Source organism: Streptomyces speibonae (genome assembly GCF_984686075.1).
This window is the reverse complement of the sequence record NZ_OZ480260.1, coordinates 2828211-2840241: the sequence shown is the minus strand read 5'-3', so window position 1 is coordinate 2840241 and position 12031 is coordinate 2828211. Positions and strand designations below refer to the sequence as shown.

At 73.0% G+C, this 12031-nt stretch carries 14 protein-coding genes; 7 read left to right on the top strand and 7 right to left on the bottom strand.

What is annotated here, in order from left to right; all coding sequences use genetic code 11:
- Window positions 1–38 precede the first annotated feature (38 nt).
- Together AC5L3C_RS12550 and AC5L3C_RS12545 are read right to left on the bottom strand one after the other, a co-directional pair.
- Entirely contained in the window at window positions 39–911 is an 873-nt protein-coding gene (locus tag AC5L3C_RS12550) for a transglutaminase family protein (RefSeq protein ID WP_125504383.1), read from the bottom strand.
- 17 nt (window positions 912–928) lie between these two features.
- The gene (locus AC5L3C_RS12545; protein WP_493653846.1) at window positions 929–1984 is read right to left on the bottom strand and encodes a GNAT family N-acetyltransferase; all 1056 of its coding nucleotides are present in this window, start codon (window positions 1982–1984) and stop codon (window positions 929–931) included.
- Between the two features lie 140 nt (window positions 1985–2124).
- On the opposite strand from AC5L3C_RS12545, the gene fdxA reads away from it, so the two are divergent.
- Together fdxA and AC5L3C_RS12535 are read left to right on the top strand one after the other, a co-directional pair.
- Window positions 2125–2442 carry a ferredoxin gene (fdxA, locus tag AC5L3C_RS12540; RefSeq protein WP_073947263.1) on the top strand — a complete coding sequence of 106 codons (318 nt, stop codon included), beginning with the start codon at window positions 2125–2127 and terminating at the stop codon, window positions 2440–2442.
- A 118-nt stretch (window positions 2443–2560) separates the two neighbouring features.
- Window positions 2561–3658, top strand: coding sequence for a bifunctional succinyldiaminopimelate transaminase/glutamate-prephenate aminotransferase (locus AC5L3C_RS12535; RefSeq protein WP_493649065.1), 1098 nt, complete (start codon window positions 2561–2563; stop codon window positions 3656–3658).
- A gap of 398 nt (window positions 3659–4056) precedes the next feature.
- On the opposite strand, the gene AC5L3C_RS12530 is transcribed toward AC5L3C_RS12535, so the two are convergent.
- A complete protein-coding gene (locus tag AC5L3C_RS12530) occupies window positions 4057–4335 on the bottom strand; it encodes an ATP-binding protein (RefSeq protein WP_493649064.1) in 279 nt (92 codons plus the stop codon).
- A gap of 127 nt (window positions 4336–4462) precedes the next feature.
- On the bottom strand, window positions 4463–5491 hold the full coding sequence (locus tag AC5L3C_RS12525; RefSeq protein WP_493649063.1) for a VldE C-terminal domain-containing protein: 1029 nt from the start codon (window positions 5489–5491) through the stop codon (window positions 4463–4465).
- 84 nt (window positions 5492–5575) lie between these two features.
- Between AC5L3C_RS12525 and dapE the strand changes: the two genes are divergently transcribed.
- Together dapE and AC5L3C_RS12515 are read left to right on the top strand one after the other, a co-directional pair.
- Window positions 5576–6655, top strand: coding sequence for a succinyl-diaminopimelate desuccinylase (gene dapE / locus AC5L3C_RS12520; RefSeq protein ID WP_493649062.1), 1080 nt, complete (start codon window positions 5576–5578; stop codon window positions 6653–6655).
- A gap of 118 nt (window positions 6656–6773) precedes the next feature.
- The gene (locus AC5L3C_RS12515; protein ID WP_125504379.1) at window positions 6774–7532 is read left to right on the top strand and encodes an LOG family protein; all 759 of its coding nucleotides are present in this window, start codon (window positions 6774–6776) and stop codon (window positions 7530–7532) included.
- Window positions 7533–7592: 60 nt separating this feature from the next.
- Here AC5L3C_RS12515 and folP read toward each other — a convergent pair whose 3' ends face one another.
- Window positions 7593–8453 (bottom strand): dihydropteroate synthase, encoded by an 861-nt coding sequence (gene folP / locus AC5L3C_RS12510; RefSeq protein ID WP_493649061.1) that lies wholly within the window; start codon window positions 8451–8453, stop codon window positions 7593–7595.
- Window positions 8454–8586: 133 nt separating this feature from the next.
- On the opposite strand from folP, the gene AC5L3C_RS12505 reads away from it, so the two are divergent.
- Window positions 8587–8949 (top strand): DivIVA domain-containing protein, encoded by a 363-nt coding sequence (locus AC5L3C_RS12505; RefSeq protein ID WP_125510064.1) that lies wholly within the window; start codon window positions 8587–8589, stop codon window positions 8947–8949.
- Entirely contained in the window at window positions 8946–9620 is a 675-nt protein-coding gene (locus AC5L3C_RS12500; RefSeq protein ID WP_276313884.1) for a DNA-3-methyladenine glycosylase I, read from the top strand. The genes AC5L3C_RS12505 and AC5L3C_RS12500 overlap by 4 nt, the downstream gene beginning before the upstream one ends.
- A gap of 46 nt (window positions 9621–9666) precedes the next feature.
- Here AC5L3C_RS12500 and chcB read toward each other — a convergent pair whose 3' ends face one another.
- On the bottom strand, window positions 9667–10470 hold the full coding sequence (gene chcB, locus AC5L3C_RS12495) for a 2-cyclohexenylcarbonyl CoA isomerase (RefSeq protein ID WP_493649060.1): 804 nt from the start codon (window positions 10468–10470) through the stop codon (window positions 9667–9669).
- 379 nt (window positions 10471–10849) lie between these two features.
- Between chcB and AC5L3C_RS12490 the strand changes: the two genes are divergently transcribed.
- Complete coding sequence (locus AC5L3C_RS12490; RefSeq protein ID WP_003966491.1) at window positions 10850–11017, top strand: DUF3117 domain-containing protein; 168 nt, start codon at window positions 10850–10852, stop codon at window positions 11015–11017.
- A 123-nt stretch (window positions 11018–11140) separates the two neighbouring features.
- Here AC5L3C_RS12490 and AC5L3C_RS12485 read toward each other — a convergent pair whose 3' ends face one another.
- A complete protein-coding gene (locus AC5L3C_RS12485) occupies window positions 11141–11839 on the bottom strand; it encodes an O-methyltransferase (RefSeq protein ID WP_493653845.1) in 699 nt (232 codons plus the stop codon).
- Window positions 11840–12031: the final 192 nt, after the last annotated feature.

The window sequence follows — 12031 nt, the reverse complement described above, 5'->3', positions numbered from 1 at the left end:
GTCCGAGGGCACCCGGTGACGTCACCGGGTGCCCTCGCTCAGTTCAGCAGGGCCCTGGCCGCCCGGGCCTGACCGCGCACCTGCTCCGCCGCCGGTTCGTCCACCGCCGCCACCACCTCCGCGTACGCCTCCAGCTCCCGCGCGCCGTCCTGGAAGTCGCCGCGCTGCACCAGGAGCTGCGCCCGCTCGTAGCGCAGCCGCGCCGCGTGCGCGGGGAGGAGCAGGGACAGCTCCACGGCCCACAGCGACACGTCCGACCGCTCCGGCCGGGCCGCCGCCCACGCCCGTACGTTGTTCAGGATGCGCAGGACGACGTCCAGCACCCCCGCGGGCGCCAGCATCGAGGCGTCCAGCGGCGCCCCCGTCGCCCCGGCGACCAGCGTCTGCGCGTCGGCCTCGCTCAGCACCCGCCCCCCGTCGAACGGGTCGGCCAGCACCTGCCCCGCCCCCGCGCCCGGCTCGCCGAAACCGACGACGAAATGCCCCGGCAGCGCCACCCCGTACACCGGGGCCCCCGCCCGCCGGGCCACCTCGATCCACACCACCGACAGCAGGATCGGCAGCCCGCGCCGCCGCCGCAGCACCTCGTGCAGCAGCGAGGACTCCAGCCGCTGGTAGTCGTCCGGCACGCCGTGGAAGCCGTACCGCTCGCCCAGCAGGTCCCGCAGCGCCACCGCCCACGCGCGCGGCGAGCCCGGCCGGTAGGGCAGCTCTCCGGCCAGCCGGTCCAGCTCCACCTCCGCGGCGTCCATCCCGGCCTCGTCCAGCGTGCCGTCCGCCTCCGCGCCCACCAGCAGGCAGAGCGTGGCCAGGTCGGGGCGCTCGCAGCGGGCCTCCTCGGCGAACCGCCGGCGCAGCTCCGCCGAACGCTCGGGCGGCGGGGGGTGCGGCGGCGGGTACGGGGAACGCATACCGGGTCCTTGCCCGCTCACGGCGCTCCGTCACCTGCCGGAGCCGACGATTCCGGTGAGGCGGGGGCGCGGTAGTGGTGATACGCGTGGTGCGGGGCGAAGCCCAGGCGCTCGTACAGCGCCCGCGCGCCCGCGTTGTCGCCCTCCACCTGGAGCCAGCCCGCCGAGGCGCCCTCGTCCAGCGCCCGCCGGGCCAGCGCGGCCATCACGGCCGTCGCCAGACCCCGCCGGCGCTGCTCCGGGTCCACCTCGACCGCCGCGAACCCGGCCCACCGCCCGTCCACCACACACCGCCCGATGGCCGCGGGCGTCTCCGCCCCTGGCACCGTGGCGAACCACACCGAGGCTCCGCTCCCCAGCACCCGCAGCGCCACCTCGCTCACCCCCTTGCGCTGGTACCGGGCCAGCCACGCCTCGTCGGCCTCCCGCGACAGCCGCACCCCGGACGGCTCCCCGCCGAGGTCGGCGACCGGCGCCAGCGGGCCCACCCACAGCTCGGCGGTCACCTCCCGCACCCAGCCCCGCCGCTCCAGCTCCGCGCAGAGCAGCTCCTGCGCCCCCTCGGCGCCGGTCGCGGTCTGGACGTAGGCGGGCAGCCCGCGCGCCGCGTACCAGCCGCGTACGGCCATCAGCGCCTCGTCCAGCGGCATGCCCGGGTCACCGAGCGGCAGCACGGAGTTGGCCCGCCGGGTGAAGCCCACCCGCCGCCCGGCCTCCTTGCCGGCCGCCGCGCGCAGCTCCCACGCGCCCAGCCGCTCGCTCTCCACGGGACGCCACCCCCGCGCGGCGACCCGCGCCAGCTCCTCGTACGAGGCCGCGGGGCCGCGACGGCGCGCCGGTGCGGGGGGAACCACCTTGCCCGCGACCAGTGCGGACTCCGCCACGCGGACGCTTTCTCCGTCCTTCTTTGTGATTCGCAGCACACCGTTGTCCCATGATGTGAGAACGCCGACCGCGTCGGTGAACTTCTCACCCGTTGGACCATGTTCGATCAAACACCGTACGGAGACCCGTTTTCCCACGTCAGCAGCGGTGATACGGACCTCGAGGCGCCCGGCGGCAGAGATTTCCACGGGTCGGTTCACCCCTCCTGTTCGGATCATGCCCAGGAACGGAGATACTAGGGGCGGGCATCGACGACGCCGCGCTCCCGCGCGCCAGGCGGCGGAGCCTGAGGAGGCCCGCCAGCGCCCTATCGAGGAGGAACGACAGCGTGACCTACGTCATCGCGCAGCCTTGTGTCGACGTGAAGGACAAGGCGTGCATCGAGGAGTGCCCGGTCGACTGCATCTACGAGGGCCAGCGGTCCTTGTACATCCACCCGGACGAATGCGTCGACTGCGGTGCCTGTGAGCCGGTCTGCCCGGTCGAGGCGATCTTCTACGAGGACGACACTCCCGAGGAGTGGAAGGACTACTACAAGGCGAACGTCGAGTTCTTCGACGAGCTCGGCTCGCCGGGCGGCGCCAGCAAGCTGGGTCTGATCGAGCGGGACCACCCGATCATCGCCGCGCTGCCGCCGCAGGCGTAGCCGTCCCGCAAGCGGCCTCCGCACCGACGTGCCGCCCTGGTCCCGTACGGCCCGGCCCCTTCCGGGACCGCCGTACGGGGCCGAGGCGTTCGCCGTACCAGAAAGTGAGCCCCGCCCCGTGTCCGCAGTCTCCGACCGGTTGCCCACCTTCCCCTGGGACAAGCTGGCGCCGTACAAGAAGACGGCCGCAGCGCACCCCGACGGCATCGTCGACCTCTCGGTCGGCACGCCCGTCGACCCGGTCCCCGAGCCGATCCAGAAGGCCCTGATCGCCGCGGCGGACTCACCGGGCTATCCCACGGTCTGGGGCACGCCGGAACTGCGCGACGCGATCACCCGCTGGGTGGAGCACCGGCTGGGTGCCCGTGAGGTCACCCACCGGCACGTCCTGCCGATCGTCGGCTCCAAGGAGCTGGTCGCCTGGCTGCCCACCCAGCTCGGACTGGGCCCCGGCGACACGGTCGCCCACCCGCGCCTGGCCTACCCGACGTACGAGGTCGGCGCCCGCCTCGCCCGCGCGGAGCACGTCACGTACGACGACCCGACCGAGCTGGACCCGGCCGGACTGAAGCTGCTGTGGCTGAACTCCCCGTCCAACCCGACGGGCCGGGTGCTGTCCAAGGAGGAGCTGACCCGGACCGTCGCCTGGGCCCGCGAGCACGGCGTCCTTGTCTTCTCCGACGAGTGCTACGTCGAGCTGGGCTGGGAGGCGGACCCGGTCTCGGTGCTGCACCCCGACGTCAACGGCGGCTCCTACGACGGCATCGTCGCGGTGCACTCGCTGTCCAAGCGGTCCAACCTCGCCGGTTACCGCGCGGCCTTCCTGGCCGGCGATCCTGCGGTCCTCGGGCCGCTGCTGGAGATCCGCAAGCACGGCGGGATGATGACGTCCGCGCCGACGCAGGCGGCCGTGGTGGCGGCGCTCAGCGACGACGACCACGTCCGGGTGCAGCGGGAGCGGTACGCGGCGCGGCGTGCGGTGCTGCGCGAGGCGCTGCTCGCGCACGGGTTCCGCATCGAGCACAGCGAGGCCAGCCTCTATCTGTGGGCGACACGGGGTGAGTCCTGCTGGGACACGGTGGCGCACCTCGCGGAGCTGGGCATCCTGGTCGCCCCGGGCGACTTCTACGGCCCCGCCGGCGCGAACTTCGTCCGCATCGCCCTCACCGCGACGGACCCCCACGTATCCGCTGCCGCTCACCGCCTTACCGTTTGACCCCGGGTCCAGTGACCGTGCGCTGAACGGCACCCCGTGCCGGTGGGCTGTGCCCACCCTCCCCCACTCTCGGCTTCGCTCGAGCGGGGGGACCCCCATCGCCCTGCGGAACGACTACCTACAGCGGTCCCCCAACTGCGGGCAGTCGTGCCTCCCCCAGAGCCTTAAGGGCCTGGGAGGTACCCCCAGGGGCGGCACGGGTGGGCGGTGGGGGTACCGCCCGCTCATGGGGGCACCTCCCGCTCGAGCGAAGCCGAGAGTGGGGGAGAAGCCGAGAGTGGGGGAGGCACCCCGCAACGCCGGGTTGCGGAACACCCCCCCGGCCCAGCCCCACCGCCGGCGCACACAGGAAACGGGGCCCGGGGGGAGTACCCCGGGCCCCGTTTGCGGGGTGGGCGTCAGCCGAGCGGGAGGTCCTGCACCGCCGGCACCGCCTTCGTCACCGTCTTGCCCGCCGCAGGCGCCACGTCCGTGTCCGGCGCGGCCTCCCCGACCTCCTTGGCCACATCGTCCACGGTGCTGCCCGGAACCCCGTCGAGGACACTCAGCCCGAGGTTCGAGGCCGACGGCAGCCCGGGAGCCGCGCTCGCGGTACCGGCCGCGCCGACCCCGGCGGCCGCTCCCGCAGCGACGAGCAGCGCGGCACGGGCGATCCGACGGGTCAGGGGGAGAGACATGATGCTCCTTCGACGGCAGACGACGATGTGTGCCCGGCCACCGGGCCCGGACGCAGTGACTACCGCTCGACCGCCGCGAAGGTTGCGGCGCGGCCACGCAATGAACCCCCTCGGGTGAGCGCCCGTACTACTGCGCGGTCGTGATCCGGACCGCCCCCGCGCCCCTGTCGCCCGAGCCCGCGGACCCCTTGCCGTCGAGCATCCGCCACTCGCTGTTGGCGTGCCCGGCGACCCACTCCCGTCCGGCGTAGGAGACCCGCCTTATGTGCAGGGCGGAGGCGTTGGCCACGGCCCAGTGCGCCAGCTGCCACCCCCGCGCCCCGGCGTTCCGCCCGGCCCCGGCGCCGCTCCCGGCGGTGACCGGAAGCGTCACGGTCCGCCCGGAACCGGCGGCGCCCGGGCCGTCTCCGTTCCGCGAGGACGCCGGGCGCGCCTCCGTGCCGTGCGCCCCCGCACCGTGCGCCCCCGTGCGGTCCACCTCCGCACCGGCCGGCTCCAGCACGTCCCGCCCGAAGTCCCGGGCCAGCGCGGCCCGTACCGTGTCCGCGCTCGCGGCCCGGGTCGCCGAGGGGCGCCCCTCGCAGGTCAGCGTGGCACCCGAGCGCCCGGTGAGCGCGGCGGCCAGCAGCGCGGCGTCCGGTTCGTGCTTGGCGTACGCCTGCGGGAAGCCGCTGCGCTGCACCCGCTGCGCGGCGACGGTGAGCGGCAGCCGGGTGTAGCCCCGCACCTCCTCCAGGTGCTCGTAGAACTTCCCCGCCGCGTACGCCGGGTCCATGATCTGCTCCGGCGTGCCCCAGCCCTGCGAGGGACGCTGCTGGAACAGCCCCAGCGAGTCCTTGTCGCCGTAGTCGATGTTGCGCAGCGCGGACTCCTGCAACGCGGTCGCCAGCGCGATCGTCACGGCCCGCTCGGGCAGTTCGCGCGCCGTGCCCACGGCGGTGATCGTCGCCGCGTTCACCGCCTGCTCGGGCGTGAACTCGTAGGCCGCCCCGTCGTCCTTGCCGGAGACGACCTTGCAGCCGGGACCTCCGGTGCCCCCGGTGTCGTACTGGACCACGATGTAACCGGCGACCGCGGACAGCACCGCAAGACCCGCGCTCCAGCGGAGAAGACGACCGCGAAGCGTGCGCTTGGAAGGAAGGGACGGCTCTGGCACGCGTACAAGGTACTGGAGAGTACGGTTCCATGTGAGGTGGGTGTGAACAGTGGGCGCTTTCCACGGCGCGCTAGGGTCGACGGCATGGCCGACACCCCGCTTGACCTCACGCTGGACGCCGCGCGGCTGACCGCGCAGCTCGTCGATCTCCCCTCCGAGAGCGGCACCGAGAAGCCCCTCGCGGAAGCGATCGAGACCGCGCTGCGCACCCTGCCGCACCTCACGGTCGACCGGCACGGCAACAACGTCGTGGCCCGCACGCGGCTCGGGCGCGCGGAGCGGGTGATCCTCGCCGGGCACATCGACACGGTCCCCATCGCGGACAACGTCCCCTCCCGGCTCGACGCCGACGGCACGCTGTGGGGCTGCGGCACCTGCGACATGAAGGCGGGCGTGGCCGTCCAGCTGCGGATCGCGGCCACCGTCCCCGCCCCCAACCGCGATCTGACCTTCGTCTTCTACGACAACGAAGAGGTCAGCGCCGACCTGAACGGCCTGGGACATGTGGCCGACGCCCACCCCGAGTGGCTGGAGGGCGACTTCGCGGTGCTCCTCGAGCCCTCCGACGGACAGGTCGAGGGCGGCTGCCAGGGCACGCTGCGGGTGCTGCTGAGGACCACCGGCGAGCGCGCCCACTCCGCCCGCTCCTGGATGGGCTCCAACGCGATCCACGCGGCCGCCCCGATCCTCGCCCGCCTGGCCGCGTACGAGCCCCGGTACCCGGTCATCGACGGCCTGGAATACCGCGAGGGGCTGAACGCGGTCGGCATCTCCGGGGGAGTGGCCGGCAACGTCATCCCCGACGAGTGCGTCGTCACCGTGAACTTCCGCTACGCCCCGGACCGCACCGAAGAGGAGGCGCTGGCCCATGTCCGCGAGGTCTTCGCGGACTGCGGGGTGACGGAGTTCGTCGTCGACGACCACAGCGGCGCGGCGCTCCCCGGCCTGTCCCATCCGGCCGCCGCGGCCTTCATCGAGGCGGTGGGCGGCACTCCGCAGCCCAAGTACGGCTGGACGGACGTCTCCCGCTTCTCGGCGCTGGGCGTCCCGGCGGTCAATTACGGCCCGGGGAACCCCCACTTGGCGCACCGGCGGGACGAACGGGTGGACACCGCCAAGGTCCTCGCGGGGGAGGAGCGGCTGCGGGCCTGGCTGACGGTGTGAACCGTACGGCCGGCGGGGCGTTTGGAACGCTCTCGCGTGGACATGCTGACGTCCCCCGTACGTAACCCGCGTAGATCTACGCTGAGGCGGTACGACCTGGCAATCGGAGGGAGCACACATGGCTACGGGAAACCCGGAGGGCAAGCGGCAGCCACCGGAGGAGCAGCGGCTGGGACCGGTGCTCCTCCGGCGGGATCAGGTGCAGAAAAGCACCACCGACCAGCGGCTGTTGGACAGGCGCGCCCCGTCGGAGTGGGTGCACACCGACCCCTGGCGGGTGCTGCGGATCCAGTCGGAGTTCATCGAGGGCTTCGGCACCCTGGCAGAACTCCCGCCCGCCATCAGCGTCTTCGGCTCGGCGCGCACACCGGCCGACTCGCCGGAGTACGAGGCCGGGGTACGGCTGGGCCGGGGCCTGGTCGAGGCCGGCTTCGCGGTGATCACCGGGGGCGGCCCGGGGGCCATGGAGGCGGCCAACAAGGGCGCGCTCGAGGCGGACGGCATGTCGGTCGGCCTGGGTATCGAGCTGCCCTTCGAGCAGGGGCTGAACCGCTACGTCGACATCGGCCTGAACTTCCGGTACTTCTTCGTCCGCAAGCTGATGTTCGTGAAGTACGCCCAGGGCTTCGTGGTGCTGCCCGGCGGCCTCGGCACCCTCGACGAACTCTTCGAGGCCCTGACCCTCGTCCAGACGCAGAAGGTCACCCAGTTCCCCATCGTCCTGTTCGGCACGGAGTACTGGGGCGGTCTGGTCGAGTGGCTCCGCAACTCGGTCATCGCCGGCGGCAAGGCGGCGGAGAAGGACCTCCTCCTGTTCCACGTCACGGACGACGTGGACGAGGCGGTCGCCCTGGTGTCGAAGGAAGCGGGCCGGTAGGAGGCGGCCGAGGGGCGTCCTCGAAGGCGCCGGGGCTCGGGGCGGAGCCCCCGCGGCCCTCTAGGCGAGCCCCCTCCGCGCGACAGCCGGGACCCGCTCACCCGCGATGGACGACACCATGTCCAGCACCTGCCGGGTCTCGGCCACCTCGTGCACCCGGTACACCCGCGCCCCCAGCCACGCGGACACCGCGGTCGTCGCGAGCGTCCCCACCAGGCGTTCCTTCACCGGCCGGTCCAGCGTCTCCCCGACGAAATCCTTGTTGGACAGCGAGACCAGCACCGGCCACCCGGTGTCCACCATCTCGCCCAGCCGCCGCGTCGCCTCCAGGCTGTGGCGCGTGTTCTTCCCGAAGTCGTGCCCCGGGTCGATCATCACCGACTCCCGCGGCACCCCCAGCGCCACCGCCCGCTCCGCGAGACCCACGGTCACCTCGAGGATGTCGGCCATGACGTCGTCGTACGTCACCCGGTGCGGCCGTGTCCGCGGCTGTGCGCCCCCCGCGTGGGTGCACACCAGACCGGCGCCGTACCGCGCGGCGACCTCCGCCAGCCGCGGGTCGACCCCGCCCCAGGCGTCGTTCAGGACGTCCGCGCCCGCCTCGCAGGCGGCCTCGCCGACCTCGTGCCGCCAGGTGTCCACGCTGATCACGACGTCCGGGAAGCGGCGCCGCACCTCGGCGACGAAGCCGACGGTGCGCCGCACCTCCTCCTCGGCCGTGACCTCCTCGCCGGGCCCGGCCTTCACCCCGCCGATGTCGATGATCGCGGCGCCCTCGGCCACCGCCTGTTCCACGCGGGTCAGCGCGGGCTCGTCGAGGAACGTGGCGCCCCGGTCGTAGAAGGAGTCCGGGGTCCGGTTCACGATCGCCATGATCAACCGCTCGTGCGGTGCGAATTCCCGCCTGCCCAGCCTGAGCATCCCCTGTGACCTCTCCTCGTCCGTCCGTCCCGGCCGCGCCCGTCCGCCCGGCGGCCCCGACTGTCAGACTCGCATGGCACGATCGGAGCCACACATCCGACTCCGACTCAATCCGACCGTGGGGGCCCCGGCGATGCTCATGTTCCTGTTCCTGGTCGTCGCGCTTGCCGTCGTGGTCGCCGCGGTGACCCTCGCGGTGGTGGGCGGCGGCGACAACGGGCCGCTGCCCGACGCGGCGCCCGAGCGCGTGGTGGGCTTCCTCCCGCCGGACCGCCCGCTCAGCCGCACCGACGTGGAGGGCCTGCGCTTCCCGCTCGCCGCCCGCGGCTACCGCATGGCGGACGTGGACGACGCCCTCGCCCGGCTCGGCGCCGAACTCGCCGAGCGCGACGCGCGGATCGCCGACCTGGAGTCCGCGCTGGCCGGCGCCCGGGCCGCCGCGGCCCATCTCTCCATGGACAAGACCGCCCCGCACCGGGAGGACGAGCAGCCGTGAGCGACGCAGCGGCCACAGACGGCGCATCGGCCGTGAGCGACGCCCCCGCCGGCCCGGACGGTCTGCCGCGCTGCCCCTGGGGACTGTCCACCCCGGACTACGTGGCCTATCACGACGAGGAGTGGGGCCGCCCGGTCCACGGCGACGACGCCCTCTTCGAACGCCTCAGCCTCGAGGCGTTCCAGTCCGGCCTGTCCTGGATCACCATCCTGCGCCGCCGCCCGGGCTTCCGCGCCGCCTTCGCCGGCTTCAGGATCGCCACGGTCGCGGAGTTCACCGACGCCGACCGCGAGCGGCTGCTCGCCGACACCGGCATCATCCGCAACCGCGCCAAGATCGACGCGACCCTCGCCAACGCACGCGTGCTCGCCGCGTGGGCGCCCGGCGACCTGGACGCCCTGATCTGGTCGCACGCCCCCGACCCGGAGGGCCGCCCGGCGCCGAGGACGATCGCCGACGTCCCCGCGGTCACGTCCGAGTCGACGGCGCTGTCCAAGGCCCTGAAGAAGCGCGGCCTGCGCTTCGTCGGCCCCACCACGGCCTACGCCCTGATGCAGGCCTGCGGGCTGGTGAACGACCACCTGGAGGCGTGCGTGGCGAGAAGCGCCCCGAAGGGGCGCGGGGCCCCGTCGATCAGCGGCTCCGCCGCGGGGCGCGATCAACCACGCTGAACCCGCACCCCGACGGCGGCGCTGCTGCCCCGGGCTCACCGCAAGCTCACCGGCCCAGGTACCGGGGCTTCTCCTTGTTCACGAACGCCCGCACGGCGATCGCGTGGTCCTCCGACGCGCCGACCCGGGTCTGCAGCTCGTCCTCCTTCTCCAGCGTCTCCTCCAGCGAGTGGCTCAGCCCGAAGGCCACGGACTTCTTCAGCGCCGCGTACGCCACCGTCGGCCCCTCGGCCAGACCCCGGGCCACCTTCTCCGCCTCCGCGCGCAGCTCCGCCGCCGGGACCAGCCGGTTGGCGATGCCCAGCTCGTACGCCTCCTGGGCGGAGATGCCGCGCGGGAAGAGCAGCAGGTCGGTGGCGCGGCCGGGGCCGATCACCCGGGGCAGCGTCCACGAGATCCCGGAGTCCGCGGTCAGCGCGACACCGGCGAACGAGGTGTTGAACGCCGCCGTCTCCGCGACGATCCGGTAGTCCGCGGCCAGCGCGAAGCCGAAGCCGGCGCCCGCCGCGACCCCGTTCACCGCCGCGACCACCGGCTTCGCTGCCCCGGCGATCGCCTTCACGATCGGGTTGTAGTGCTCGCGCACCGTGCTCATCGTCCCGCCCGAACCGCTCTCCCGGTCGGCGGCCAGCAGCCCGATGTGCTCCTTGAGGTCCTGCCCGACACAGAACGCCCGATCGCCCGCGGCCGTCAGCAGCACGGCCCGTACGGCGGCGTCGTCCGCGGCGGCCCCGACCGCGTCCCGGAGGGCGACCTTCGCCGCCACGTTCAGCGCGTTCATCGCCTCCGGGCGGTTCAGCGTGATCGTCGCGAGTCCGTCGCTCACCTCGTAGAGCACGGTGTCGGCCATGGCGTATCCCTCCGTGTCGCGGCTCGGGACCTACCGGCCGGTACGTCCCTGTTGCAGGACAGCATGACGGAGATCACCGGTCCTGGAGTGGGGGCCGCGTGTGACCTGCGTCAAACAATTCTCAGCGGATTCAGGCCCTCGGAGGTGTGTGCGGTGGCGCAGTATCGCAGTCACATCGCCGAATTGAGTGGTTTTGCTCGCGCGCGTTGCCCAAGCGATGCCTGCTGATGTTGGTCATCGGGTCCTGCGATGCGGGATAATGGCCTGGAAGCAATGTGTTCGATGCCGGTGGCGTGTGTCCTGCTTCAGGGACCGCAGGTGCCCTTCAGTGGGCCGTCGGCTCAGACGGTTTAGCTGGGTTTCAGGAAGGGGAACGAGCATGGCGGCCATGAAGCCGCGGACGGGTGATGGCCCGCTCGAGGTGACCAAGGAGGGGCGGGGCATCGTCATGCGCGTTCCGCTCGAAGGCGGCGGTCGGCTCGTCGTCGAGCTGACCCCGGACGAGGCCGACGCGCTCGGCGACGCCCTCAAGAAGGTCGTCGGCTGACGCGCAAGCGACCATACCCTTTCAGCCGCCCCGGTGCCGCACGCGGTACCGGGGCGGCTGTTTGCGCGAAGTTCGGGGTAGCGCCGTACCGGCCGGTCACGTCGTGGCGCGGGGACGCGCCGGTCACTTCTTGACGGCGCACAGGAGCCCGTCGCCGACCGGCAGCAGCGACGACACCAGCTCCTGGCTCTCGCGCACGGTCCGCACCAGCTCCCGCAGTCGCAGCACTTCCGTGGGCTGCGGCCCGGAGTCCACCGTGCGGCCGTTCGCGAACACGCCTTCGAAGGCGACCAGGCCTCCCGGGCGCAGCAGGCGCAACGATTCAGCGAGATAGTCCTGGTACTCCTGGCGGTCGCCGTCGCAGAAGACGAGGTCGTAGCCGGAGTCCGCGAGACGCGGCAGGACGTCCAGCGCGCGGCCGGGGATGAAACGGGCCCGGTTGGCGGCGAAACCGGAGTCGCGGAACGCCTGCCGGGCGGACTGCTGGTGCTCCGGCTCCTGGTCGACCGTGGTCAGCACCCCGTCGGGACGCATCCCGTGCAGCAGATGGATCCCGGAGACACCGCAGCCGGTGCCGATCTCCGCGACCGCCTTGGCGTCCACGCCGGCGGCGAGCAACCGCAGGGCCGCGCCCGTGCCGGGAGACACCGAGCGCAGGCCGGCCGCGCGGGCCCGGCCCCGGGCCCAGTGCAGCGCCTCGTCCTCGGCGACATAGGCGTCGGCGAACGCCCAGCTCGTCTGCCGGTTGGCGGTAATGACCCTCTCCTGTCCCCGTGGTTGCCTCGGCGTGACTGTATCCGTTGCCGTCGGGAACCTGCTGATGGGACCGGTCGTTTAAAGGAGAAGAGCAAGTGGCGTGTGCCGTGACGGGGGGTGGGTTGTGAACGAGGACGCCGGGAAAGCGCAGACGCAGGCGTACGAGGCGTGGCAGCCCAGATCAAATTCTCGTAAAACCGCTTATCCGGAGCTAACGGGCGAGGTGGCTATGGTAGGGGCTCCACTGGACACCACCAG

Bases quoted from the DNA above. Each gene is read 5' to 3' on its own strand.
- AC5L3C_RS12530 (WP_493649064.1), bottom strand. From the start codon at position 4,335: ATGTCTCTCCCCCTGACCCGTCGGATCGCCCGTGCCGCGCTGCTCGTC.
- AC5L3C_RS12490 (WP_003966491.1), top strand. From the start codon at position 10,850: ATGGCGGCCATGAAGCCGCGGACGGGTGATGGCCCGCTCGAGGTGACC.
- chcB (WP_493649060.1), bottom strand. From the start codon at position 10,470: ATGGCCGACACCGTGCTCTACGAGGTGAGCGACGGACTCGCGACGATC.
- dapE (WP_493649062.1), top strand. From the start codon at position 5,576: ATGGCCGACACCCCGCTTGACCTCACGCTGGACGCCGCGCGGCTGACC.
- AC5L3C_RS12505 (WP_125510064.1), top strand. From the start codon at position 8,587: ATGCTCATGTTCCTGTTCCTGGTCGTCGCGCTTGCCGTCGTGGTCGCC.
- AC5L3C_RS12515 (WP_125504379.1), top strand. From the start codon at position 6,774: ATGGCTACGGGAAACCCGGAGGGCAAGCGGCAGCCACCGGAGGAGCAG.
- folP (WP_493649061.1), bottom strand. From the start codon at position 8,453: ATGCTCAGGCTGGGCAGGCGGGAATTCGCACCGCACGAGCGGTTGATC.
- AC5L3C_RS12550 (WP_125504383.1), bottom strand. From the start codon at position 911: ATGCGTTCCCCGTACCCGCCGCCGCACCCCCCGCCGCCCGAGCGTTCG.